The sequence below is a fragment of the Actinoalloteichus hoggarensis genome (assembly GCF_002234535.1).
GTDB classification, from domain to species: Bacteria; Actinomycetota; Actinomycetes; order Mycobacteriales; family Pseudonocardiaceae; genus Actinoalloteichus_A; species Actinoalloteichus_A hoggarensis.
The window spans coordinates 4,681,634-4,703,948 of sequence record NZ_CP022521.1; the positions used below are offsets into that span (position 1 = coordinate 4,681,634).

At 67.8% G+C, this 22,315-nt stretch carries 23 protein-coding genes and 2 CRISPR repeat arrays (1 of these 25 only partly in view); of the genes, 12 read left to right on the forward strand and 11 right to left on the reverse strand.

Annotated elements, in window-relative coordinates; translation table 11 throughout:
- The first annotated feature begins 13 nt into the window (after window positions 1–13).
- On the forward strand, window positions 14–493 hold the full coding sequence (locus AHOG_RS19860; protein ID WP_093942684.1) for a hypothetical protein: 480 nt from the start codon (window positions 14–16) through the stop codon (window positions 491–493).
- 115 nt (window positions 494–608) lie between these two features.
- On the opposite strand, the gene AHOG_RS19865 is transcribed toward AHOG_RS19860, so the two are convergent.
- The 11 genes from AHOG_RS19865 to AHOG_RS29565 all read right to left on the reverse strand — a co-directional run bounded on the left by AHOG_RS19865 (window position 609) and on the right by AHOG_RS29565 (window position 8,937).
- A complete protein-coding gene (locus AHOG_RS19865) occupies window positions 609–1,196 on the reverse strand; it encodes a PIG-L deacetylase family protein (RefSeq protein WP_093944634.1) in 588 nt (195 codons plus the stop codon).
- Between the two features lie 35 nt (window positions 1,197–1,231).
- Window positions 1,232–2,092: a 5'-3' exonuclease gene (locus AHOG_RS19870; RefSeq protein ID WP_184451020.1), complete on the reverse strand. Its 861-nt coding sequence runs from the start codon at window positions 2,090–2,092 to the stop codon at window positions 1,232–1,234.
- Complete coding sequence (locus tag AHOG_RS19875; RefSeq protein WP_093942686.1) at window positions 2,092–3,213, reverse strand: glycosyltransferase family 4 protein; 1,122 nt, start codon at window positions 3,211–3,213, stop codon at window positions 2,092–2,094. Before AHOG_RS19875 ends, AHOG_RS19870 begins: the two co-directional genes overlap by 1 nt.
- Window positions 3,206–3,811: a phosphoribosyltransferase gene (locus tag AHOG_RS19880; protein ID WP_093942687.1), complete on the reverse strand. Its 606-nt coding sequence runs from the start codon at window positions 3,809–3,811 to the stop codon at window positions 3,206–3,208. Before AHOG_RS19880 ends, AHOG_RS19875 begins: the two co-directional genes overlap by 8 nt.
- On the reverse strand, window positions 3,808–4,767 hold the full coding sequence (locus AHOG_RS19885; protein WP_093942688.1) for a radical SAM protein: 960 nt from the start codon (window positions 4,765–4,767) through the stop codon (window positions 3,808–3,810). The genes AHOG_RS19880 and AHOG_RS19885 overlap by 4 nt, the downstream gene beginning before the upstream one ends.
- Window positions 4,764–5,798, reverse strand: a complete 1,035-nt coding sequence (locus tag AHOG_RS19890) for a glycosyltransferase family 2 protein (protein ID WP_245856340.1) — start codon at window positions 5,796–5,798, stop codon at window positions 4,764–4,766. Before AHOG_RS19890 ends, AHOG_RS19885 begins: the two co-directional genes overlap by 4 nt.
- Entirely contained in the window at window positions 5,795–6,286 is a 492-nt protein-coding gene (locus tag AHOG_RS19895) for a DUF6884 domain-containing protein (protein WP_093942690.1), read from the reverse strand. The genes AHOG_RS19890 and AHOG_RS19895 overlap by 4 nt, the downstream gene beginning before the upstream one ends.
- Complete coding sequence (locus AHOG_RS19900; RefSeq protein ID WP_093942691.1) at window positions 6,283–6,840, reverse strand: formylglycine-generating enzyme family protein; 558 nt, start codon at window positions 6,838–6,840, stop codon at window positions 6,283–6,285. Before AHOG_RS19900 ends, AHOG_RS19895 begins: the two co-directional genes overlap by 4 nt.
- Before the next feature lie 6 nt (window positions 6,841–6,846).
- Complete coding sequence (locus AHOG_RS19905) at window positions 6,847–7,551, reverse strand: reverse transcriptase domain-containing protein (RefSeq protein WP_245856341.1); 705 nt, start codon at window positions 7,549–7,551, stop codon at window positions 6,847–6,849.
- A 263-nt stretch (window positions 7,552–7,814) separates the two neighbouring features.
- Window positions 7,815–8,531: a 7-cyano-7-deazaguanine synthase QueC gene (gene queC / locus AHOG_RS19910; RefSeq protein WP_311770181.1), complete on the reverse strand. Its 717-nt coding sequence runs from the start codon at window positions 8,529–8,531 to the stop codon at window positions 7,815–7,817.
- Window positions 8,521–8,937, reverse strand: a complete 417-nt coding sequence (locus AHOG_RS29565; RefSeq protein WP_211290453.1) for a hypothetical protein — start codon at window positions 8,935–8,937, stop codon at window positions 8,521–8,523. The genes queC and AHOG_RS29565 overlap by 11 nt, the downstream gene beginning before the upstream one ends.
- 1,128 nt (window positions 8,938–10,065) lie before the next feature.
- Here AHOG_RS29565 and AHOG_RS28770 point away from each other — a divergent pair.
- The 11 genes from AHOG_RS28770 to cas2 all read left to right on the forward strand — a co-directional run bounded on the left by AHOG_RS28770 (window position 10,066) and on the right by cas2 (window position 21,751).
- Window positions 10,066–10,317 carry a hypothetical protein gene (locus tag AHOG_RS28770; protein ID WP_157736937.1) on the forward strand — a complete coding sequence of 84 codons (252 nt, stop codon included), beginning with the start codon at window positions 10,066–10,068 and terminating at the stop codon, window positions 10,315–10,317.
- Window positions 10,314–10,991, forward strand: a complete 678-nt coding sequence (locus AHOG_RS19915) for a hypothetical protein (protein ID WP_093942693.1) — start codon at window positions 10,314–10,316, stop codon at window positions 10,989–10,991. Before AHOG_RS28770 ends, AHOG_RS19915 begins: the two co-directional genes overlap by 4 nt.
- Complete coding sequence (locus AHOG_RS30580; protein ID WP_425427558.1) at window positions 10,988–11,500, forward strand: hypothetical protein; 513 nt, start codon at window positions 10,988–10,990, stop codon at window positions 11,498–11,500. Before AHOG_RS19915 ends, AHOG_RS30580 begins: the two co-directional genes overlap by 4 nt.
- A 49-nt stretch (window positions 11,501–11,549) precedes the next feature.
- A CRISPR array of direct repeats spans window positions 11,550–12,372; the repeat unit is 30 nt; unit sequence GTTGCGAACCCTCGTAGGGACTATGAGGAC.
- A gap of 1,352 nt (window positions 12,373–13,724) precedes the next feature.
- Window positions 13,725–14,462: a CRISPR-associated endoribonuclease Cas6 gene (locus AHOG_RS19920; RefSeq protein ID WP_093942694.1), complete on the forward strand. Its 738-nt coding sequence runs from the start codon at window positions 13,725–13,727 to the stop codon at window positions 14,460–14,462.
- Window positions 14,459–15,895 (forward strand): hypothetical protein, encoded by a 1,437-nt coding sequence (locus tag AHOG_RS19925; RefSeq protein WP_157736938.1) that lies wholly within the window; start codon window positions 14,459–14,461, stop codon window positions 15,893–15,895. Before AHOG_RS19920 ends, AHOG_RS19925 begins: the two co-directional genes overlap by 4 nt.
- Window positions 15,892–16,914: a type I-B CRISPR-associated protein Cas7/Cst2/DevR gene (gene cas7i / locus AHOG_RS19930; RefSeq protein WP_093942696.1), complete on the forward strand. Its 1,023-nt coding sequence runs from the start codon at window positions 15,892–15,894 to the stop codon at window positions 16,912–16,914. The genes AHOG_RS19925 and cas7i overlap by 4 nt, the downstream gene beginning before the upstream one ends.
- On the forward strand, window positions 16,911–17,585 hold the full coding sequence (gene cas5 / locus AHOG_RS19935; protein WP_093942697.1) for a CRISPR-associated protein Cas5: 675 nt from the start codon (window positions 16,911–16,913) through the stop codon (window positions 17,583–17,585). The genes cas7i and cas5 overlap by 4 nt, the downstream gene beginning before the upstream one ends.
- Entirely contained in the window at window positions 17,582–20,011 is a 2,430-nt protein-coding gene (locus AHOG_RS19940; RefSeq protein ID WP_093942698.1) for a CRISPR-associated helicase/endonuclease Cas3, read from the forward strand. Before cas5 ends, AHOG_RS19940 begins: the two co-directional genes overlap by 4 nt.
- Window positions 20,008–20,505 (forward strand): CRISPR-associated protein Cas4, encoded by a 498-nt coding sequence (locus AHOG_RS19945; RefSeq protein WP_211290454.1) that lies wholly within the window; start codon window positions 20,008–20,010, stop codon window positions 20,503–20,505. The genes AHOG_RS19940 and AHOG_RS19945 overlap by 4 nt, the downstream gene beginning before the upstream one ends.
- On the forward strand, window positions 20,505–21,485 hold the full coding sequence (gene cas1b, locus AHOG_RS19950) for a type I-B CRISPR-associated endonuclease Cas1b (RefSeq protein WP_093942699.1): 981 nt from the start codon (window positions 20,505–20,507) through the stop codon (window positions 21,483–21,485). The genes AHOG_RS19945 and cas1b overlap by 1 nt, the downstream gene beginning before the upstream one ends.
- A gap of 2 nt (window positions 21,486–21,487) precedes the next feature.
- The gene (gene cas2, locus AHOG_RS19955; RefSeq protein ID WP_093944637.1) at window positions 21,488–21,751 is read left to right on the forward strand and encodes a CRISPR-associated endonuclease Cas2; all 264 of its coding nucleotides are present in this window, start codon (window positions 21,488–21,490) and stop codon (window positions 21,749–21,751) included.
- 111 nt (window positions 21,752–21,862) lie between these two features.
- Window positions 21,863–22,315: a CRISPR direct-repeat array (repeat unit 30 nt; unit sequence GTCTTCATCTGCCCTAGGAGGGTTCGCAAC) (it continues 497 nt past the right edge of the window).

The following is a 22,315-nucleotide window of genomic DNA, read 5'->3' on the forward strand; positions in this document are numbered from 1 at the left end:
AACCCTCGCGACGATGCGCATCGGTGTCACCGGACATTCGAATCTGACCGCCGACAGCGAACCGCTGATCGCCGAGGCGATCCGAGAGCGTCTCCGCGACCGGGCTCCGGGCGGTCTTGTCGGGGTGACGTGTCTGGCGCGTGGAGCCGATCAGGTGTTCGCCGAGGTGATCTGCGAGCTGGGCGGTGCCGTCGAGGTCGTGCTGCCTGCCGCCGATTACCGCGCACGCAAGGTCAAGCCCGACAACGCGGCGAGGTTCGACCGGCTGCTCGGCCGGGCGTCCTCCGTGCACACGATGCCCTTCGACACGTCCAGCAGCGCCGCCTACATGGCCGCCTCCGAGCGTCTCCTCGACGGCGTCGACGAGGTGATCGCGGTCTGGGACGGTCGACCATCGGCAGGCAGCGGCGGCACCGCCGACGTCGTCATCGCCGCTCGACAACGGGGCCTGCCCGTGAGTGTGGTCTGGCCGACCGGAGCCGGGCGGGCCTGACCACCTCGAAGTCGCGATACGGCAAAGCCTCCGCGCGCCGACGACGTCGGCGAGCCATCACCGCCTTCGCCGTCGAAGCGCGTTGCCACCGGTATCTCCGCGCACCGGCGCGGGTCTACAACCCGCTTGCCGCAGGCAGCCGACCCAGGACGGGGACGGGAACGAAGTTCTCCGCGTAGGAGGTGCCGATACGGGCTCCCCAGAGGCGGCTGAGAGTGGCGGCCATTCGGGCGAAGTGTGTATCGACGGGTTGGGAGCGGTGCGCGGTCAGTGCTCGCATCTTGACGGGTTGGGTGTCGGTGACGTCGAGGGTGGTGTGGGCGGGGACGGGGCCGTCGAGGGTGAGGCTGTTGTAGGTGTCGCAGGTGTAGACGCGGTGGGGTCGGCCGGTGGCGATGACGACGTCGGGCACGGCGGCGAGGAGCTTCTCCGCGAGGTGGCGGTGGTCGGCGTGCATGTCGCGCAACGGGTGGGTGATGACGATCTCGGGTTTCGTACCGCGTAGGAGAACAGCCAGCGCGTCGGGGGCGGTGGCGTCGTACTGGTAGAGAGTGGCGCCGAGGATCGCCGCGCCGGCGGCGGCTTCCCGGTTACGGACCGGGTCGTGGTGTTCGGGGACAGCGATGATCGTGGGGATGCCGCGGGCGGTGTAGCGGGCGATGGTCCCGCCTGCCCAGAGTTCGGCGTCGTCGGGATGGGCCATGACCGTCAGCAGCGGGCCGGGGGCGGGGCGGGCGATCACCACAGCCCCAGCTTGTCGATGACTTCCGCCGGAGCGGGCAGAGCGCGGCTCGGGTGTCCGGTGGGTGTGCGGGGAAGAACGACGTCGGTGCGCAGTCGGATCAGCTCCCGCCAGCGCAGGACGTCGTCCCAGTGCTCGAGGAGCGTTCGATGTCTTCTGCTGCCCAGCAACGACGTGTCGGGCAGGTCCTCGAGGCGCGCGCCGCCGGCGAGGAGTCGGGCGGCGGTGTGGGCGCCGATGCCGGGAACACCGGGGATGTCGTCGGCCGGGTCGCCGGTCAGGGCACGGTAGCAGGGCCATTGGTCGGGAGTGACGCCGTAGCGCTCGTGTACGTCGGCGGCGTCGATGCGGCGGTGACCGCGCCGGAGCGCGGTGTTCAGCGCGACGATCCGGTCGGTGAGGAGCTGGTGGTAGTCGCGGTCGCTGGACATGATCCACGTCTCCCGATCGGGCTCGGTCTCAGCGCTTTGTGCGACCAGGGTGGCGATGACGTCGTCGGCTTCGACCGTGTCGATCTCGATGTAGGCGATGCCGAGCAGATCCAGGGCCTCCTGCACACGGGGGATCGCCCGCAGGGGCCGTAGCGCGCCGTCATCGAGGACGCGGCCGGACTTGTAGGCCGGGTCGGCGGCCTTGCGTTGCTCGGTGCCGTGTTGGCCGTCGAAGACGACGAGGATCTCCGGTGGTGTGGGGAGTTCGTCGCGGACGGCGACGCGGAGAAGGGCGAAGAAGCCGAACTCGGCTGTCAGGTCGCGGGTCTTGTCGCGGGAGGAGATCACCGCGGGGAAGCCGAACGCCGCGCGCCACAAGAGATTGTGGCCGTCTACGAACAGCAATGGACAGAGTTGTGCAGGCATCACTCACCGACCGCCTTCAGGAAAGTCTGGGCGACTGTGGTGGGCAGATAGTCCCGCGAGCGGTAGTACGCAGCCCTGGCTGTTTCGACGTAGCGTAGCCGGTCCGCCATCAGGTCCTGCGCAGCCTTCCAGAGCGCGTCTTCGCCGAGTGTCGGAGGCACCACGACTCCCCCGGCGCCCGGACCTGAGCCGATGAGGTGTGGAAGGTTGTCGACGGCGAAAGCGACGACTGGCGTGCCGACGGCCATGGCTTCCAGGGCGACCAGGCCGAAGCTCTCCCGCAGCGAGGGCACGATGACGACGGCGGCCTCGGCCAACCAGGCAGGCACGTCGTGCCAGGCCAGGCCGCCACGTCGGAACGAGGCGATGCGGAGGTGAGCGGCGGCGAATCGGCAGCGAGCGAGCTCGTCGTCTTGAGCTCCGTCGCGGGTCTCGAAGGCGGCGTCGGCCACGATCACATCCACGGGTCGGGTGATCAGGCGCCCAGCGGTCAGCAGGGCGGCGACGTTCTTCTCGGCACCGAGCCGGGCCAGCGCTCGGATCGGGCCCCTGGTGCGCAGCTGTGCACGGCGGGCCGGTGCGGTGGGGGCAGGGTCGTGAAGCAGGGCGTTGGGCACGATCCGCCACCGGGTCGTGTCGTGGCCTCGGGCGGTGGCCTGGTCGGGAACGACCGCGGAGGGTGCGATCACGTGACGGGCGCGGCCGAGGGCGGGTTGCAGGTCCTCATCGTGGCCGAGGACGTGAGCCGCCAGTACCGGAACGGCTCGATGTCCGACGGCGATGCGACCCAGACCCCAGAGGGCGTCGCAGTAGACGGTGATGTCGACGTCGTGGGTGTCGAAGACGGTCTCCAGCTCGCCGGCGATCGCGTCGCTGTCGGCGTGGATCGCGGCGCGGAGCGTCATGTCGTCGCAGGGAAAGGCGATGCGGGGTGTGGTCAGGCGGATCACGTCGTCGCGCTGGTGAGGTTGGGCGGCGGCGGTCACGATGACGGCGTGGTGGCCGAGGTCGCGCAGTCCTTGTGCCAGGGCGGCCGTGGCGCGTTCGATCCCGGCGGGGGCGTCAGGTGTGTAGGAGGCGAGGACGAAGGCCACGGTGCGAGGTCGGTGGTCGTCAGCCACGCAGGATCACCTCGGCCGGTCCCGACAGCCCTTCCAGGTGCGCGTCGTGTGGTGGGGCGGGTTCCCACGGGAAGGCGACCCAGTCGGCGACGTCCCAGCAGTACAGATCGGGTACCCGGGTGGCGCCGAGGTTGCGGCACAGCGTGGCGGTGAGCAGGCGGGTCCCCGGTGTCGTCCACGGCGTGAGTGCGGTGGTGACGGCGTCGAGGGTGGCGCCGGTGCCGCAGATGTCGTCGACGAGCAGGACGGTGCCCGCCAGACCGTCCGGTGTTCGCAGCGCTGCGGGCAGGGTGCTGATGTCACAGGCGACGTTGCCGGTAGCCGGGAGAAAAGCGGCGTCGGTGGCGTTGTGTCGAGCGGTGATCCGATGCGCGGCCAGGCCGAGGGCGTCGGCGATGATCCGAGAGGGGAACAGGCCGCCGTGAGCGATGCCGATGACCGTCGAGATCTGGCCGAGTTCGCGGGTCGCCGCGGCCAGCCGACGGCAGGCGTAGGCGTGTGTGTCGGTGTCGAGGGTCCAGATGCGGCGGTGCTCGAACACTCGGCCGGTCGGTGTGGGTGCGGCGGAGCCACGCCTGAAGTCGGGATGCAGGGTCATGCGGAGCCGTCCTCTCCGGTCAGCGCCAGGTCGTCTGCGCTGCGCAGCGGGTGCAGTGTGGTGATGCCGGTGCTGTCGGGATCGTTGCGCCAGACATGTCCGTCGGCGCGGATCACGGTGAATCCCCCCGCCGCCGCGCGAGTCCTCAGCCGAACCGTGACTTCCGCGGGCACGTCGAGAGTGTCGATGAGGTCCTGAGCTCGCTGGTCGGAGAGTTGTTCGTCCGCGGCCAGGTGCCGGCCTTCCCCGATGGGGAGCATCTGGAGGAAGGTGACGCCGCTGGTACCGAGTTCGGCGGCGAGGTCGACCATCGCCTGGGCATGGTGCTGGTTGGAGCGCAGGAGGACGGTCTGGAGCCGCAGCGGAATGCCGTGATCCCGTGCGACGCTGATTCCTTGGACTGCGCGCGCGAAGCTTCCGGTTCCCCGCCACCGGTCGTGGCGGGCCGAATCGGGTCCGTCCAGGCTGACGCGGACGGCGTCGACCTTGCCTGCGAGCTCGACGGCTCGGCGAGCGAGGTGCCAGCCGTTGGTGGTGACACTGACCGCCGTGCTCGGTGAGAGTCGGTCGAGCAGCGCCGTCAGGTCGCGTAGCAGCAGTGGTTCGCCTCCGGAGACGTCGACGCCCAGAACGCCGGAGCCGCCGAGGATCTCGGCGATGCGCAGGCGCGCGGCGGGAAAGACGTCTGCGACGCGGGTGTCGTCGAGGCAGTACGGGCAGGAGAGGTTGCAGCGGGTCAGTGGGGACCAGCACACACTGACCGGCAGTCGGCCACGGAGTTGGTGGGCAGCGATGGTCGGCCAGGCGTTGATCTGGGCGTCGTCGAGCCGGACGCGACCGGGCTGTAGTGGGTGAAAGGCCCTGTGAGTGAGGCCGGTCAGCGGGTCGTGCACGACGGCGATGCCTGCCCGCGTGCCTGCGGCGACTGTTCGATTTCCAGCGCCGGGTGGGTTCATCGGAGATCCTCGCAGGTGTCGAGCAGGGTGGTCATGGTGTGCCGAACCTGGTCGGTGCGACCTCGTGGCGCAGGTTGGTCGAGCAGCGCGCGATAGTGGGCGAGGGTGGCGGGCCAGGCGGCGAGCTTGCGGTGCCATTGGGCGGCGGCGTCGGGAGGGTCGAGGTGATAGCCGACTGCCTGGCGGAGCGGGATGACGAGAAGGCCCGCGGCGATCAGGCACGCGCCGAGGTAGGTGTCCTCCATGCCCCAGCCGAGCCGGTCGAAAGACGGTTCGAATCCTCCGACGTCCAAGACGGCGACTCGCGGGACGGCGAGTACGGCGGTGACGACCATGCGGGGCAGGTCCCAGTCGTGGTAGCGGGCTCCGTGGCCGAGGTCGAGCAGGTCACGGGTGTGATCCAGGGGCCTGCCATCGAGCGATTCGGCGAGGATCAGTCCTGAGTAGGGCAGGGTGACCCCGACAGGTGGTCGCCATGTGACGCGGTGATCGGCTGCCAGCGCGGGCGACTCCCCGGGAAGATGTCGGCCGTCCTGGTGTGTCGAATAGGGCAGGTTGTGGCGGAAGCCCACCAGTACGGCGGTGTCGGTGGCGCGGGCGGCGACGTCGGTGACGACGTGCGGGGGCAGCACGATGTCGCCGTCGAGGAAGAGCACTGTCTCCCCCGTGGCGAGATGCGTGCCGAGGGTGCGTGCGGTTCCGGCGCCATGACGACGTGGCAGCCGCACGGCGCGGGTGACGACCGGGTGCGCGGCGGCGATGGTCGTGGTGTCGTCGGTGGAGGCGTCGTCGACGACGATCACCTCGATGGGATGCGGGTGGTGCTGGCCCGCCAGCGCGTCTAGGACGGCGCTGAGGCTGTGACCGACCTGGTGAGCCGGGATCACCACCGAGACGGTGCGGGCGGCGGAGAGGCGGCAGTCCGGCTGGGTGGGCTGGTGCCATCCGATTCCGGCGATGGCCTCGAAGCCCGCGGTGTTGGGGGTGTAGGCGTTGCTGCGGTGGATCAGTTCGGTACGCAGGGTCGTCATCGCCATCCCCAGTCGTCGAGGACGGCTTCGGCGGCCGCCCAGCCGCGCGGGTCGGGCAGGCAGGTCAGCCGGATGCGGTCGAGGTGATCGAAGAGTCTGGTCAGGGCGACGAGGTAGAGGGGTTCGACGATGGTCAGGATGTCGGTGATCGGCGAGTCGGCGGCGAGTTCGGTGTCCAGTTGCGGCCCGACTCTGCGACCTAGTCGGCGTGCGGCCAGCGTGCTGGTGATCCGATGGTCGTAGGGAGTGATCGGCTGGTCGGGGTGGAGCAGGCCGTGTTCGGCGGACAGAATGCGGACCCGCGCCCGCAGGTCGGGGCGCTCGGCGAGGTGTTCCCGCAGCTGGGGAACACATCCACCCTGGTAGAGCCTCAGCGCGGGAACAGGGTCCGTGGTGTCGAGCTTCCGGCGGGAGCAGCCCACGATGATCAGGCCTCCGGCGGCGGTCAGTCGCCTGTTGGTCGCCGAGGGCGCCAGCAGCGTGGTCATGGCGCAATCACCACCCGAAGGCCGATCCCCGGCGACCGGAGATCGGTCGGGGCGGCGTTGAGGAAGGTGCACCGGGCGTACAACGGCGACGAGGCGTAGGACCCGCCCCGAATGACTGCCCCCGCTCCCATGGTCGGGGTGGCGGTCCATTCCCAGACGTTGCCGGCGACATCGAGGATTCCCTCGGGCGTCGCACCATCGGAGTGGGCATCGACCGGGACCGTGTAGGCGTGACCGGCGTCCCGCAGGTTCGCCAAGGTCGGGTTCCATGGTTGATCGCCCCACGGCCACTGCCGCCGTTCGGCACCGGCCGCCATCCACTCCCACTCGGCCGAGCGCGGCAGTCGTCCGCCCAGTGTTGCGGCGACAGCGACGGCGTCGTCGTGATCGAGGTCGGTCACCGGGTGGTGCCGCGATCCGCAGGGCGGAATGCGGTCGAGCTGGGCGTAGGTGATGGGGGTGCGGGTCCAGCGAAGGGTGGGGATGCGAACACGACGGGCGCGGTCGCCGAATCTGCTCACGCCCCCGCGAACAGTGATCCATTCCAGATCCATGTCAGGTCAGCCTCCGATCAGGAAGAGGTCTTCAGGGTTGGCGTGGCCCCGGGCACGGACTCGGCTCTTGGCCGTGTTCGGACTCAGACCGTGACGGCGCAGCGCGTTGCGGATCACGGCGAACGCCGCGTCGGCGGACTCGCGGGTGTGTGCGAAGGCGCAGTAGTCGTCGGCGAACCGCACCACCGAGAGACCGTGAAGTTCTCGATCCACTCGGGACAGGCGCAGCGTCAGCAGCAGTGGCGACAGCCCCGAACCCGGTGTCAGGGGCTGCGGCAACCCGGTGAGCGCCGTGCGCAGCCGGGCCAGGAACGTGCCGTCATGCACATGCTCGGCGACCCAGTCGACGACCTCGTCGACGGTGGCGCCCTCCGAAGCGGTCGCCACGTCAAGATCGGCGACCCATAGGCGCCCCGCGGCCATGTGCACGGCCGCCTGCCGCACGGCCGTGATACGACTACGACCCGGCCGGAACCCGGAGGCCCAGTCCACGAAGACCCGGTTCTCCAGAATCGGTTCCAGGGCATTACGCAGCGCTCGGTGCACCACCCGATCCCGCACCGTCGGGATCACCGCAGCCAGCCGCTTGCCTGCGAAGGTGGTGATCCCCGCCGAACGCACGACGTCCGGCTGCCACGTTCCCTCCCGAAGCTGTTCGGCCAGCTCCGGCACCAGCTCGCGGGAGCGGCGACGCAGTTCGGCCCAGGTCATCTCATCGGCCCCTGGTGCGGAGGTTCGCCGACCGCACTGCCGCAGGGCTCGTCGGAGCCGCGTCTCGGTCAGCATCGGCATCAAGGAATGCGGGGCGATCGTCTGCGGTGGCTCGTCGTGATGCGCTACCGTGGGAATCGCTTGGGCGGCAGGAACGATCCCTGCATCGCGTGTCACCGGTCCGCAATCCCACACACGCGGATCGCGATCAGGAGAACGACGGCCCCGCCCAAGCCCGTTCGCGCTGGTGTTCAGTGGTTGGTTCATTCCTCGCACCGTCCTGCCGCATAGCAGGTCGGGTCGGCGACGCCTGCGAACGCGAACGCCTCGGCACGCTCGACACAGGTTCCGCACGTCCCGCAGTGGACCGTCGCCCCGCGATAACACGACCAGGTCTTCCCGAAGGGGACACCCAGCGCGGCACCGAGCTTGACGATGTCGGTCTTGCTCTGGGACAGGAACGGGGCCAGGACGGTGAAGTTCTCCGGGAGGAATCCTTCGTTACCACGACGAGCTGCCTCGGTGAAGCGCTCGACGAAGGCCGGTCGGCAGTCCGGGTAGACCGTGTGGTCCCCGGCATGTGCGCCGAAGGCCACCGCATCCGCCTGCCGCACCACCGCCAGGCCGACCGCGACGGCGAGCATGATCGCGTTCCGGTTCGGCACGACCGTAGCCTTCATGGACTCCTCGGTGTAGTGCCCGTCGGGAACAGTGACGGCCTCATCGGTCAACGCCGACCCACTCAACAGAGACGCCAGACTGGTCAGGTCGACCACCTGGTGCTCGACGGCGAGCAGGTCGGCGATCCCTGCGGCATGGCGCAGCTCGATGCGGTGGCGCTGGCCGTAGTCGAAGGACAGCATCGTCACCTCGGAGTTGCAGGCGACCAGCCAGTACGCCAACACGGTGGAGTCCAATCCGCCGGAGGCGACGAGCACCGCATGTCGAGGCGGACGCAACATGTAGGCCTCAGCGAACACGGCCACCACCCCGTCGAGCACCGGCGACCGACCGGCAGGCGGCGACCACGACGCTCTGCGGAGGAAGCGACCCGGCGACAACGGCGGCGCCGTCCCACCACCGCGGTCCTTCCCGCCCGACACACGAGTCGGTCACGGTGAACAGAGTTCCCACCGGTGCGAAACGGATGCCCACGAGCGCCAGCTCTTCCTGAATGGAAGGGCGTAGTGGCATACGGGGGCCCGTGAGCAGCGTCCATTCGACATCGCCGTCAACGCCCAGAATCGGTGCTCGCATGAGACGCACGGTGAGGAAGGCGTCAACCTGCGCCGCCACGCCCGAGGGCATCGTCACCGCGTCCACACCGTCGCCCAGAACCAGCCGACCAGGTGCCACCGGGTTGCTGCCTGGGGCGACATTCGGCATCCGACCCACGTCGAGCAGGAGGTGTTGTCGAGAAGAAGTCATTCGTCACGGCTCCCTGATGAACGAGCAGAGATTGGGACGTGGCGGGGCCGGAGGCATCGGGGCCGGTCCGGCCCCGCCACGGGTCTTCGCGGGGCAGGCCGCCGCCAACCGGATGAGGTCGGCACCGCGGCCGTGGCCATAGAGGGCATGTCAAGCGGTACGGCCGGCGATCCGACCGCCATCGCGGTGATCAGCCGGGTGGGACAGGCCGCCGTCGCACTGAGCTCGGTAACCAACCGATCAGCGCAAAGCCGGAGTCCAGCGCGTTCGTGGACGCACGCCAGTGCGCGGTGTCGGGAAACCTGTCGACGGCTCGCCGTCGTCACCGCGCAGCAAGCCGCGAGCAGACCCGCGACGATGGCAGGCGTCAGAAGTCAGGTGACCGAGACCCGTCCCGCCGAACACGGCCGCCGAGCACACACCGGACCGTCAGTCGCATCTCACGCATCAGCCGCGTGGGCTCATGCCTGGGGCATCGCAGAACCTCACGTCCTGCGAATCGCTGCGAGAGCGTCATCACCAACTCCAAAGATCAGCGAGTCCCTTGCCCTGAACCCGACACGGGTTCAGCATCGAATTCGATGCCCTCAGCTGGAGGTAGGAAGCACTCCTCCACCTCTGCATCCGGCACCGAACCGAGCTAAACCGGCCCGATCAAGATCGACCAGAGCGTCGGCGCTACGGGACCACGGCGCTGACGCGGCGTCACCCGAGCTGACCTGCGCATTCGGTTCCCGATGATCAACGGGTCGTCACCCGTACCGGGTATCGGAGGACAGCCGCTCCTCAAACCCGATCCCTGGCACGCACGATGCCGGTTCGACATCGATGAGAGGACCACGAAATCGAGATGCAGCACGCGACTGGATGTGCGGTCGCCGGCGAACGGGAATGCGGCGGCGCATCAGGCGACGGGAAGCACGCTCGCCGCTGGGCTACGTGCCTTGATGCCTCAGCGATCCGTGTTGTGCACGGCCGTGAGCCGCATCGATCGCCTACGTCGACGCGCTGCATGTCACCGGCCCCAATGAAGAACACAGAGCCGTGGTCTAGGCTTTTCCTGGACGAGTCGATTCAAGGAGAGACATGTCCGTCGTCGAGTTACGCAACGACTTAGCAGGATTGATGGAGATATTGGATGCCTTCCCCGCCAACCGGCTGACGTATGCGGCATCGACCGCGGACTCAACACTGCAACGTGTTCTCGCGTCGAGCGCGGCAGTGTCCGCTGATCAGGCTTACCGTCGCAGTGCAGCGGCCCGCCGTGATGTCGACAGGAGTGCGCAGGACATTCAGGACTGCCACCGTGCACTGCACGAGTATATGAAAGTTCTATGATGTCCGTAGAAGCGCTCGCCACCGAGCTGTTCATGGTGCAGGCAGACCTTCCCATCGCGGAGGTCTTGGCCGAGGCCGACCGTATCGACGGGGTTCTTCAGCACGTCGCGATCCTCGCGCAGGAGTCACGGAATCCGCTGCTCAGGCAAGCGCGAGACGGGCTCACTCGTGCCCGCGACTCCCTCCGTCGCACCGCAGGACACTGGGGAGCTGTCGGAAACCATATCGACGAGTACGTGAACCAGGTGCTGGGGTTGATGACGAACGCATCCGTCAACGAACCCCTGCCACCGCAACAGGCTCTTCCCGCGACGTCGCCTACGCCACCCACTGGCGGTCGGCCGACCACGCCCACCGGGATCAGCGATCAGAAGCAGAACCGCCACGTACTCGGTACGCACGAGCACGCACAACGCAGACGGACCACCTCGGGCTCATCGTGCTTCTTCGACCGGGAAGAAGCGGACCGCCTGTGTTACGCGGCGTGGCATCGTGGCACAGCACTCGATATCGCCAGGTCTCACATCCGGGAGTACGACTTCGGCCGCCCCGTCGGAGTCGACCACACCGGCAGATACCAGAGCCGCGTGCGTGCACACCTCGACCACCGAGGGCGCCTCCACGGCCACCCGTGCGGACCGCCCTTCACCCGAGACCACAAGGGGACCCCGTGACACAGGACCTCACGGCCCTGATCCGACAGGCCTACGGCGGCGACCTCACCCGACCCGTCTCCTTCTTCATCGACACCCAACTCAAGCAACGCCCCTACGATCCCGTGATCAACGACCTGGGCGAACTCGGTCTGCAACTTCACGAGTTCACCGACCCCAACTTCTACGTCGCCTTCGGATACAAGATCACCGACGACACCCCCGTCACCTCCAGCTGGGTGCTGGAGTTGTCGATGGTCGGACGCTTCGGCGTCCTGGCCCGGACCGCCCACAACGAGTGGCATCGGCTCCTCTATCCCGCCGAGCCCGACCTACACCCCATCGAAGCCGCCATGCTCGACATCCTCACCACACACCAGATCACCCTGCCCACCCGTCAGGAACTCGAACAACCTCTGGAGATGACCCTCGACTTCACCGACCCCGAAAACGTCCGTGTCTACCACGCCCTCTTCTCCGACGAGGATCTCCTCCCCTGGCAATTCTCACCGTTGTATCGGCCCTCGTAGGGGCTATGACGACGCGGGGAGAGGGACAGCGTTGGAATCCTGGCCGCCCGTTGCGAAGCCTCGTAGGGACTATGAAGACCGCAGCCGCTGCTGTAGGAGTTCGGCGGTCTCCACGTTGCGAACTCTCGTAGGGACTATGCGGACCCGATCGCCTCGGCGGCGGCCTCCGACCACCGGCCTCATTGCGAACCCTCGTAGGGACTATGAGGACTCCCGTTCGACGCGCCACCACAGGACCGCGGCGATGTTGCGAACCCTCGTAGGGGCTATGAGGACCCGGTCCTGGGCCAAGGCCTCGGCCAGATCAACGCGTTGCGAACCCTCGTAGGGACTATGCGGACCCACGGGACGCCCTCGCGGCGTTCGACCGCGCGCACCCGTTGCGAACCCTCGTAGGGACTATGAGGACGGGACCTTCCTGGGCCGGTTCAGGCTGCCGTTCTCGGTTGCGAACCCTCGTAGGGACTATGAGGACTTCGCGGGTGTCCAGGCCCGACGTGCCGACCCTCGAGTTGCGAACCCTCGTAGGGACTATGAGGACCGGGGGTCACCTGCCCCGGCTCGGTCTCGTCGATCATGTTGCGAACCCTCGTAGGGACTATGAGGACCGGGAGCGCGCGGGCATGCCTGCCCCGAGTGCGCGTGTTGCGAACCCTCGTAGGGACTATGAGGACCCGGACGGACGGGACGGGCCGGTCGGCTGGGCCGGGAGTTGCGAACCCTCGTAGGGACTATGAGGACCCGACGCGGCGACGGTGACGGTGACGGCCCTCGGGCGTTGCGAACCCTCGTAGGGACTATGAGGACACCTACACCGCCCTGTCCATCGCGACCGCCCTCGCGTTGCGAACCCTCGTAGGGACTATGAGGACCCGAGAGTAAAGTCGCAGGTCAGCACCTCTGTCACCGACGCTTTGGAGGCTGATTCTTCAGATATCCTCCGGTTTGACGTGGAGGCCCGGGGGTTCGCTGAAGATGAGTGGGTCTCGGTGATGATGGTCATCGGCTAGTGAACAGCCCCCTCTCCGTCAGTGGGGACCTCTTCACGACGCGCATAACGGCATCCCTTGCTCGTCCGGACTGCTCTGCTGGCCGTCGAGCCAGACCTGGGCGTACTCGCCCGCGCCGAGTCACGACCACCGGCTCGGTCCTCGTGACGTCCAGCACAACCCACTCGGGTCAGTTGCTCTTCAGGACGGATGTTACGGCTTGGACCCGAGCGCCTCAATCGTGCTGAAGTGAGCCGCCCCGGCACACGAGACGAACCTGATCAGTTCACCCCGCGTTCTGCATGTCTGTCGGCCGCGAAGCGGTGTACACCGCCACCCAACGGCGGTCAGTACTACCCATCGTCGAAGTCGCGCTGCTGAAACAGCATCCGCAGGGCACCCCACCGGCAGCCGCCTGGAGACAACTGCACCCAGCGCGAGTCGCCCATGACAGGCCGCTACGTCGCCCGTACTTCGGCACGCGCTGCTTGGAGCGCTCCGCGGTTGCGTCGGCTGGCTCCTGCCTTCTGCGCGGTGAACCAGCCCCCAGCCCGAGTGATGTCTCAGACCCTCTCTATCAGGCGCGGCCTCGGCCCCTCATCTCGCGGGGCTTGCCGCTCCACGTGCCTTCGTCCGTCAAGTTCCCTACTCACGTGGGCGGAGCGGCTGAGCTAGAACGTTTACAGCCGCACCGCTTCCCGCCGTATTCGGAAGCTAGTCCCTTTCAGCCGTAGTTTCAGCGAACCTCTGTCGATGCATCGCCAGGCGTAGGTCCGCTGAAGTGAGCGATGCAGCCGGAGGCCCTCGGGCGCCGAATCGTTGGGCTGTATGGGTGAAACTCAGAGGGATTTGCCAGCATGATCGGCGGCTCGAATCCCGGTGGCGGCCGAGGTTCAGGACCGGAGTCGGCTACGCTGCCCCTGCCTGCACAGGCTGGTCATCGTCCCGCGTTCGGGGTAGCAACGCGGCTCCTTTCATGCTTGTTCGTGTTGCGGCAGGCGTACTCATCGCCCCTGGTGGTAGGGGTTTCGGGGTGACACCGGAAGGATCGGTGTCACCCCTTTCTGGTATCTGATGTCGCGTGCCGTTCCGCTGATGCCGAGTCGTTCCCAGTGGTGTGGTCTTGCACTACGAAGGGCTGTCGTCTTCGGGTTCTCCCGCACCGAAATCTGAGCATTAAAGGTGCCGCCGATGCTGTGCTATTAGTTCACCGTGAACAGAGTTCTGGAGGTGTCATGCGGCTGCGGGTGGAGGTGACCACGGCGGCTCGGGAGATCCCGTGGCGGGATGTGCTGCGGCCGGGGCGAGGGATCGTCTACGAGATCCTTTCCGAGTTCGCGCCCGAGCTCGGGGCCCGACTGCACGAGTCGGGTTGGGGGCCCTATCGGATGGTGCCGGTGGGGCACAGCGCACCGCGATTCTCCGGTGCTGCTCGGCGTCGCGATCGTGGCCGCTACGTGACCGGCGGGCCTGGCGTCGTGGAGTTCTCCAGCCCGATTCCTGAGGTCGTCGAGGCGTTGACTGCGGGATTGTCGCAGGCCCGGGTTCTGGACTGGGGCGGGACGGCCCTTCGGGTGTCGGGCGTGACGGCGGTGGAGCCGCCGGAGTTCTCCGCCGGTACGGCGCGGATGGCGTCGGTGACGCCGGTGGTGGTGAAGGGCCCGCCTGCGGGGGACGACGCGGGAGGTCGGGTGCGGGCGCAGCGGTGGTTGTTGCCGGGTGAGGCGGAGTGGGAGGTGTTCTTCCTGCGGAATCTGCGACGGAAGGCGGAGTCGTTGGGGCTGGATCCCGAGGTGGGGTTGACGGAGGTATGGCGGGTCGGTCCGAAGCGGTCGTTCGCGGTGGGTGACGGCAAGAAGGTCGGTGCGGAAGTCGGGGTGACGCTGGCCGGGGCGCCGGAGACGCTGCGGGCGGTGTCGTCCTGGGGGCTGGGTGTCGCGAATCTCGCCGGGTTCGGGTCAGTGGCGTCATGAGCATCTCGACGGCTGCGACCGCCGGGGGCCTCGTGGAGTTGACCGCGCATCCGATGCAGCGGGCCGGCGCGTTCGCCTTGGCGGCGTTGGCCCGGAGAGACCATCCGCACGAGGTCGGTGAGGAGGAGTTCGGCGCGGCCTGGACCTTGATGACCGACGATGCCGCTGCGGCGACCCGACGTCTGGATGCCAAACAGCCGGGTGCGTTCCTGCTGGCGGCCAGCTATGGGTTGTGGCCGAACTGCAAGATGAACATCGCGGCAATCCGGAAACTACCGGCCGACAAACGGGTTGAGGCGGTCGAACAATGGCGGGCACCACGCGGCCCTGCTTCCTGGCCCGATGCGGACTGCGTGTTGTGTGGTCGAGCGGCGTGCGGGTTCTTCGGGAAGGTCGACGTCCCGCTGGCGATGTCGGTGAAGTACCGCAACACCACGGTGCCCGGTCACCCCGGGTTGGCGCTGTGTCGGGGGTGCTTGGCCAGCTTCTATGCCCTCCCTTATGCCTGCCATTTCCACAGCGGGCGGGCGGCGATCCTGCACAGCTGGGATGAGGCCTTCCTCGGCCCGGCAGTCCGAGGTCAAGTGATCGACACGCGTCGACGGATCGCGAGCATGTCCACGGAGAAGCCTGCGAAGACGGCCTATGCCCGTGAGCAGCTGGCGTTGGAACGGCTCCGCCGGTACTCGCATCCGGTGACGGCGGACGTGTCGCTGATCGTGTTCGCCAACGGCAACCAAGAGCAGGAGTTCAGCGAGTATCGGATCAGTCTGCCGCTGGCGACCTGGTTGCGGTCCACCGCCCGGCAGCCGGAGCGGAAGTCGGCATGGTCGGCGTTGGAGCGGGCCTGTCACTCTGAGCGGTTCGCCGGGCCATCGGCCCTCGCCGGGCTGCTGGTCCATGAGCCACATCGGATTGCCGGGCAAGTGGCTCGATACATCTCGACGCGAACGGCCGACTCCCGAGGGTCGGAACTCGCCGATGAGGTCACCGGACTCGTGGCGTTGCTCCAGTCATTCGTGAGAGAGGTTCAGCAAGTGAACGAGCAACAGCTCCAAGAGATCGTCGAAGTTGGAAACCGAGCTGCCGCCTTGATGACCGTGACAAGGAAGAAGGTGAATACCCTCGTGGTGGCTCACCGCAAGTCACGCGACCTCCGCCGCTGGCTGAACCGCTGCACCGTGGACTGGCTCCTGGAACACGCGAATCCGGCGCTGACCAGCATCGCCGATACCAGTCGCCCGTTCATCTCACCCAGCCAATTGCACTGGTTGTTCAAGTACGGCGACGAGGCGTGGCTGTTCCGGAACCTGCTGTTCACGGCCGTGCTGGCCGAACTGCAGCGCCTTGGTCACCAACCTGATGCCGAAGACACGCAAGAGATCAAGGACGCCCTCGACGAGGACGTCACCGACAAGGAGGACGAGCAGTGACGTACCTGGTGGGAACACTGATTCTGGAGATCAAGGCAGGGGCGCCGAACAACGGCCGAGGCGAGGACAACGTCGCGAAGGTCAAGTCGACCCGCGTCGGGATGAAGACCTACCCGTATGTCTCCGCGCAGGCGCTGCGTCGCTGGTGGCGGGACTCGCTCCCGGCGAGCGAGGAGCGCGCTCCGGTGGTGCGCTCGGGCAAGGGGAAGAAGCAGCAGGCCTACACCGTGGGTCGGGGGGATCTGTACCTGGACGATGACCTGTTCGGCTACATGGTCGCGGTGGAGAAGAAGTCGTTCAACCGGGACACCGTGCTGGCGGTGGGCACCGCGATGTCGGTGGCACCACGACAGATCACGCAGGATTTCGGCACGATGAGCCGGGGCTTCGAGGTCGGTGCCGATCCGGTGATCCATGAGCACGAGCACTACACCGGTGACCTGTCCAGCCCGCTCCTGCTGGACCTGCCGCGCATCGGAACCTTCCAACTCAACGGCAAGGGCAACCGGCCGGATCTCGCCGAGGAGGTCGTCGAGGAGGTTCGCGCAGGCGGCATCGAGGAGGTCGACTTCCGGTTCGGCACGGCGCTACGGCTGCCCATCGCGGAGCGGCGCAGGCGGGCGGCGGTGCTGTGGCGGACGCTGGCGGAGCTGCGGGGCGGGGCCAAGCAGTCGCTGCACTATGGGGAACGGTCTCCGGCGCTGGTCGTGCTCGCCCCGGTCAAGGGCGGGAATAATCCCTTCACCCGGTTGATCGGCCACGATCTCGGGGCCACGGTGGTCGACGTCGAGGTGCTGAAGGAGGAGATGGCGGCCTGGGCCGACGAGCTCGACGGCCCGGTGCTCATCGGCTGGGCGCCCGGCTATCTGCCCGATCAGCGTGCGCAGGCCCGTAGTGCTCTCGGGGAGCTGATCGCCGACGGCCAAGTGGTCTTCGGTCATCCTCGGGTGATCCTGCGCGACCTTGCCGACTCGCTGACCAGCGGAGACCACGACAGCTGGTTCGAGGATCCCTCGTGAGCATCCCGGCGCTGGAGGTGACCGTCGCTGCGCCGGTCGCCTCCTTCCGTAACCCGCTGTACCCCAACATGCAGGTCGGTCTGCCGTGTCCACCGCCGTCCACCGTCGGGGGCCTGCTCGCCGCTGCGTCGGGCAGCTGGGCCCGCGTCCCGCAGCACACCCGGTTCGCCATGGCCTTCCACGTCGAGGCGGCGGGCAAGGACCTGGAGACCTTCCATCCCCTGGCCGAGGTCGGAGAGAAGACCACGCCGGATCCCAAGGACCGAGACTACCTCTGGGGGACCGCCCTGACGCTGTGGCTGCTCGAGGATCTCGACCTCTGGGCAGCCCGACTGCGGCGGCCCGTGTGGCCGTTGCACCTGGGGCGCAGCCAGGACCTCGCGTCGGTGCGAACCCGTCGTGTCGACCTGGACGAGGCTCGCGGTGAGCAGCGACGCGCGGTGATCCTCGACCATCCTGAGGCCAGCGGAACGCGCCTGCGGCTGACCACGGCGGTCAGGGAGGACCGCAGTCACACCCGCTGGGACGACTACCGCTATGCCGACCCCCTGACCACCGAACACTCGTCTCCACCGGGCAACCGGCTCCCGGTCGGCTGGTCCACCGACACCGGTCAGGGCGTCGCCCTGCTGCCCGCGTTCCACCCGGCGCTGGTGGAGGCGCGATCGTGACCGACGACCTCGACCACCTGTGGGCCAAGAGCCCCGACGAACACGATCCCGCAGCCGGCGGCGAGCGGCTCACCACCCACAGCGAGTACACCCGTGCCGCCGTCCCGCTGATCCGGCGGCGCGTCGGCCGGCTCCGCGCGCTGCCGGAGACGTGGTGGCCTGCCGCCGAGTTGGCCGGGCTGCTCCACGACTGTGGGAAGTGCGACTGCGGATTCCAGTGCCTGGTACACCAGGGCGTGCCGTGGGGACAGCGTCACGAGGTCCTGTCGCTGGGCTTTGTGGGGCTGCTCGTCCCGGACTCCGCCGAGCGAGACCGGATCGCGGCAGCGGTGGTCACCCATCACCGGCCGCTGTTCGATCGGACCGGGGAGAGGCCCGTCGACTGGGCGATCCTGCCGATCAACCTCACCGACGACGAGCAGGCGCTGGGTCAGACGTTCACGGTCGCCGAGGACGAGGACACCCTACGTCGACTGCTTCGCTGGTACGCCGATCACGCGACGCGCCACGGACTGGCGGTCGACACCTCGCGGGTGGAGACGGCCACCCGGGACGACGTTCGCGCGGCGACCCTCGACCTGCTGCAGCGGCTCGCGAAACGCTGGCGCCCACTCAGCTTCGCCACCGCCGCCGACGACGACGGACTCGCCCACGTGCTGCTGCTGGGTGCGGTGACCTTCGCCGACCACATCGCCTCGGGTCACGGCGAGCTGCTGCTCACCGAGCCGCTGGCTGGCTACGGCGGCCGAGTCGCCACCCGGCTCGCCGCCGCCGGACACTACCTGGCCGAGCATCAGGTCACCGCCGTGACGGTGTGGCACCTGCTCCTGGTGGCTCCCACCGGCAGCGGGAAGACCGAGGCCGGGCTGATGTGGGCGGAGCGGGCCTGGCAGGAGATCGCCGCGGACACCGGAGGCCACCCTCGGGTGTTCTACCTCCTGCCGTTCCTGGCCTCGATCAGCGCGATGGTCCGTCGGCTCCGCGACGGCGATCGCCTCGCCGACGTCGGAGTCGTGCACTCCAAGGCGGGCACCTTCCACCTGCACGAGCTCACCACCGCCCGCACCACCGATCGGCCCGACCCGGGCGAGGAACTGCTACTGGAGGATGCCGCCACCGCACTGGAGCACGTCCAGGCCAGTAAGGATCATCGGGAGCAGCTCCGCGTCACCACGCCCTATCAGCTGCTGCGTGCGGCGTTCCTCGGCGCCTCGGAGTCATCGACACTGCTGGACACCGCCAACAGCGTCTTCGTCTTCGACGAACTTCACGCCTACGAGCCCGACCGGCTCGGGATGATCCTGGCGATGATCGGCCTCTGGGTCCACCGACTGGGCGGCCGGGTGGGCATTCTCAGCGCCACCCTGCCCCGGCGATTCCGCACGATCCTGCACGACACCATCGGCGACACCCTGACCACCGTCGACGGATTCACCGCCGACGACCGACCCTTGCGTCACCGCCTGCGGATCAGTCAGGACCACCTCACCTCCGAGGCCTCCATCGCCCGCATCACCGAAGACCTGCGTGCCGGGCGGGCGACGCTGGTGGTCACCAACAACGTCGCCGACGCCCTCGAGCTCTATCAGCGACTCGGCCCCATCGCCCACGAACAGGGCGACCCGGCGATGCTGCTGCACGCGCGCTTTCGCAACGATCACCGCGCCGCGATCGAAGAACGGATTCTCCGATGCTTCGGCGCGGGCACGCCGCAACGCCGAGGTCTCCTCGTGGCGACCCAGGTCGTCGAAGTCAGCCTGGATGTCGACTTCGACGGCCTGCACACCTCCGGAGCCACGCTGGAGGCCCTGCTGCAGCGCTTCGGCCGCGTCAACCGCCGCGGTGAGCGAGAACCGGCGCCCGTCTGGATCTGTGCGCCGGACTACCGCACCCGACGCGCACGCCGCCGCGGCAGCAGCGCCGACGAACTCTGGGCCGACGGCGTCTACGCCGAGCAGCCCACGCGATTGGCCTGGCAACACCTCGTCCCGCACGACGGAGAGTGCATCGACGAGATCCACGCTCAACACTGGCTCGACGCCGTCTACGACTCCGACTGGGGACGCGACTGGGAACAGCAGGTCCGACGAGCGCAGCACCGCTTCGCCAGTGGCTTCCTCGACTTCACCAGCCCCTTCGACAGCCGGGATCACCTCAAGGAGGACTTCTACGCGACCTTCGACGGCACCGAGGCCGTCCTCGCCGAGGATCTCCCGGCGTACCGAGCCGAACGACGCCGAGGCAAGACCGGCGAAGGCCGCCTGCTGGCCTCGCGATTCCTTATCCCGCTGCCCGACCACCTGCGGTCCCGCAGCAAGTACGCCGGCCGCCTCGGTGTCACCGTCATCAACGGCGACTACGATCCCGAACTCGGACTCAAGGGCATCCTCGAAGACCAGCGCTACCAACCCGGAGAGATCCTGTGATCACCGCCGACGATGTGGGCGGCGTCCACGTCAAGTACCTGTACCACTGCCCACGTCAACTCTGGCTGTACGCCCGCGGATTCCGCCCCGAACACCTCAACGACGCCGTGCAGCTCGGCACCGCCGTCCATGAGCTGTCCTACTCCCGCTTCAGCCCCGTCGACCTCGGCGCCGCCACCCTGGACCACCTCGACAACCAGCTGTGGGTCCACGAGATCAAGCATTCCGCGAAGCGCAGGGAAGCCGACCACGCACAAGCCCGCCACTACTGCCATCAGCTCGTCCGCATCGGCGTCGACGTGCAGGGCGCCGTACTGCACTACCGCAACCCGCGCAAGACCGAACGCTTCCCTTACACCGACGACGAACACCAGAAAGCCACCGAGGACATCGATCGGGTCCTCGACATCGTCGCCCATGCGGAATCCCCGCCCAGGCTCGGCCGGACCAGCTGCCGAGGGTGCAGCTACCTCGACTACTGCTGGAGTCAGTGATGCCCGCGACCTCTCGAACCTACTGGCTGACCACGCCCTGCCGCCTGCGTCGCCAAGACGACAGCATCCGCGTCGAACGCGACGGCCACCCGCCCACGTTCCTGCCCATCGAGGACGTGCGCGACATCATCGCCGCCGCCGAGGTCGACCTCAACACCTCCATGATGAGCCTGCTCAACAAGCACCGCATCCAGATCCACATCCTCGGCTACTACGGCGACTACGCCGGATCGTTCCTGCCCGCCGAGACCGCCGTCTCGGGAACCGTCGCCCTCAACCAGATGCGGCTGGCCTCCGACGACGAACACGCCCTGCCCATCGCCCGAGCCCTCATCGACAACGCCGCCTTCAACATCCGCTGGGTCATCGACAGGAAACTGCTCACCCGCTCCTACGGCGTCCTCAAGGAATCCATCGCCGAGGCCACCACCCGGGAACAACTCATGGCCGCCGAAGGCAACTTCCGACGAAGCGCCTGGGAAGTCCTCGACACCCGACTGCCCGACTGGCTCCAACTCGACGGCCGCAGCCGCCGCCCACCCCGTAACGCGGGCAACGCCGTCATCAGCTACATCAACGGAATCCTCTACGCCCGTATCCTCAGCGCACTACGCCTCACGCCGCTGCACACCGGCATCGCCTTCCTCCACGCCACCATGCAACGCCACCGGCATTCCCTCGCCCTCGACCTAGCGGAGGTCTTCAAGCCCCTCTTCGCCGAACGCATCCTGATCCGCCTGGCCAACCGCCGCCAGCTCAAACCACAACACTTCGACATCAACACCAACCAGGCCATGCTCAGCGAATCCGGCCGGAAACTGATCGTGCAGACCGTGCGCGACGACCTCGCCGAGACCGTCAAACACCGAACCCTCGGCCGCAACGTCTCCTACGACGAACTCATCTACCTCGACGCCCTCGCACTCACCCGCACCTGCCTCGAAGGCAGCACCTACACGCCGTTCCGCGTCTGGTGGTGACCATGTACACCATCCTGGTCTACGACACCGCCACCGAACGCAACGCCGCAGTCCTCCGCACCTGCCGAAAATACCTGCGACACCAACAACGCAGCGTCTTCGAGGGAGAACTCAGCCCAGCCCAGATGCTCCGACTCCGCACCGAACTCGAACAACGCATCGACCGCGCCTACGACCACATCCTCGTCTACACGTTCCCACCCGGAACCGACCCCAGACGCCAATCCTGGGGCGGCCCCGACGACCAACCACACGACATCCTCTGACCCCCGCATTTCAGCGGAACCCCCGGGCCGGACGTCAAACCTCCGGTCCTCTGCGAAAACACCACAAAAACCCCGACTGGGAACGCCGGTGACCTGCGGCTTTACTCTCGGGTCTTCATCTGCCCTAGGAGGGTTCGCAACAGGTAGAGGCCGTCGATCGCGCCGGCCAGGCGACCGGTCTTCATCTGCCCTAGGAGGGTTCGCAACAGAGCCGGTCAGCCGGAGAAGCGGGCGCGGTACTCATGTCTTCATCTGCCCTAGGAGGGTTCGCAACCCGCCACCCGGACCAGTCAGGCCGAGGAGCAGGGGTCTTCATCTGCCCTAGGAGGGTTCGCAACGGGCAAGCCGCACCTCGGCGCGCAGCCTCGCTGTGGTGTCTTCATCTGCCCTAGGAGGGTTCGCAACCTCCGGCCTGGATGGCCTGCCCGCTGGAATCGCCCTGTCTTCATCTGCCCTAGGAGGGTTCGCAACGTGGAGCGTTGGCGGGCGCGTCAGGAGCGCCGCGGTCTTCATCTGCCCTAGGAGGGTTCGCAACCCCTGGCGGACGGCGTGGCGGTGCGGTAG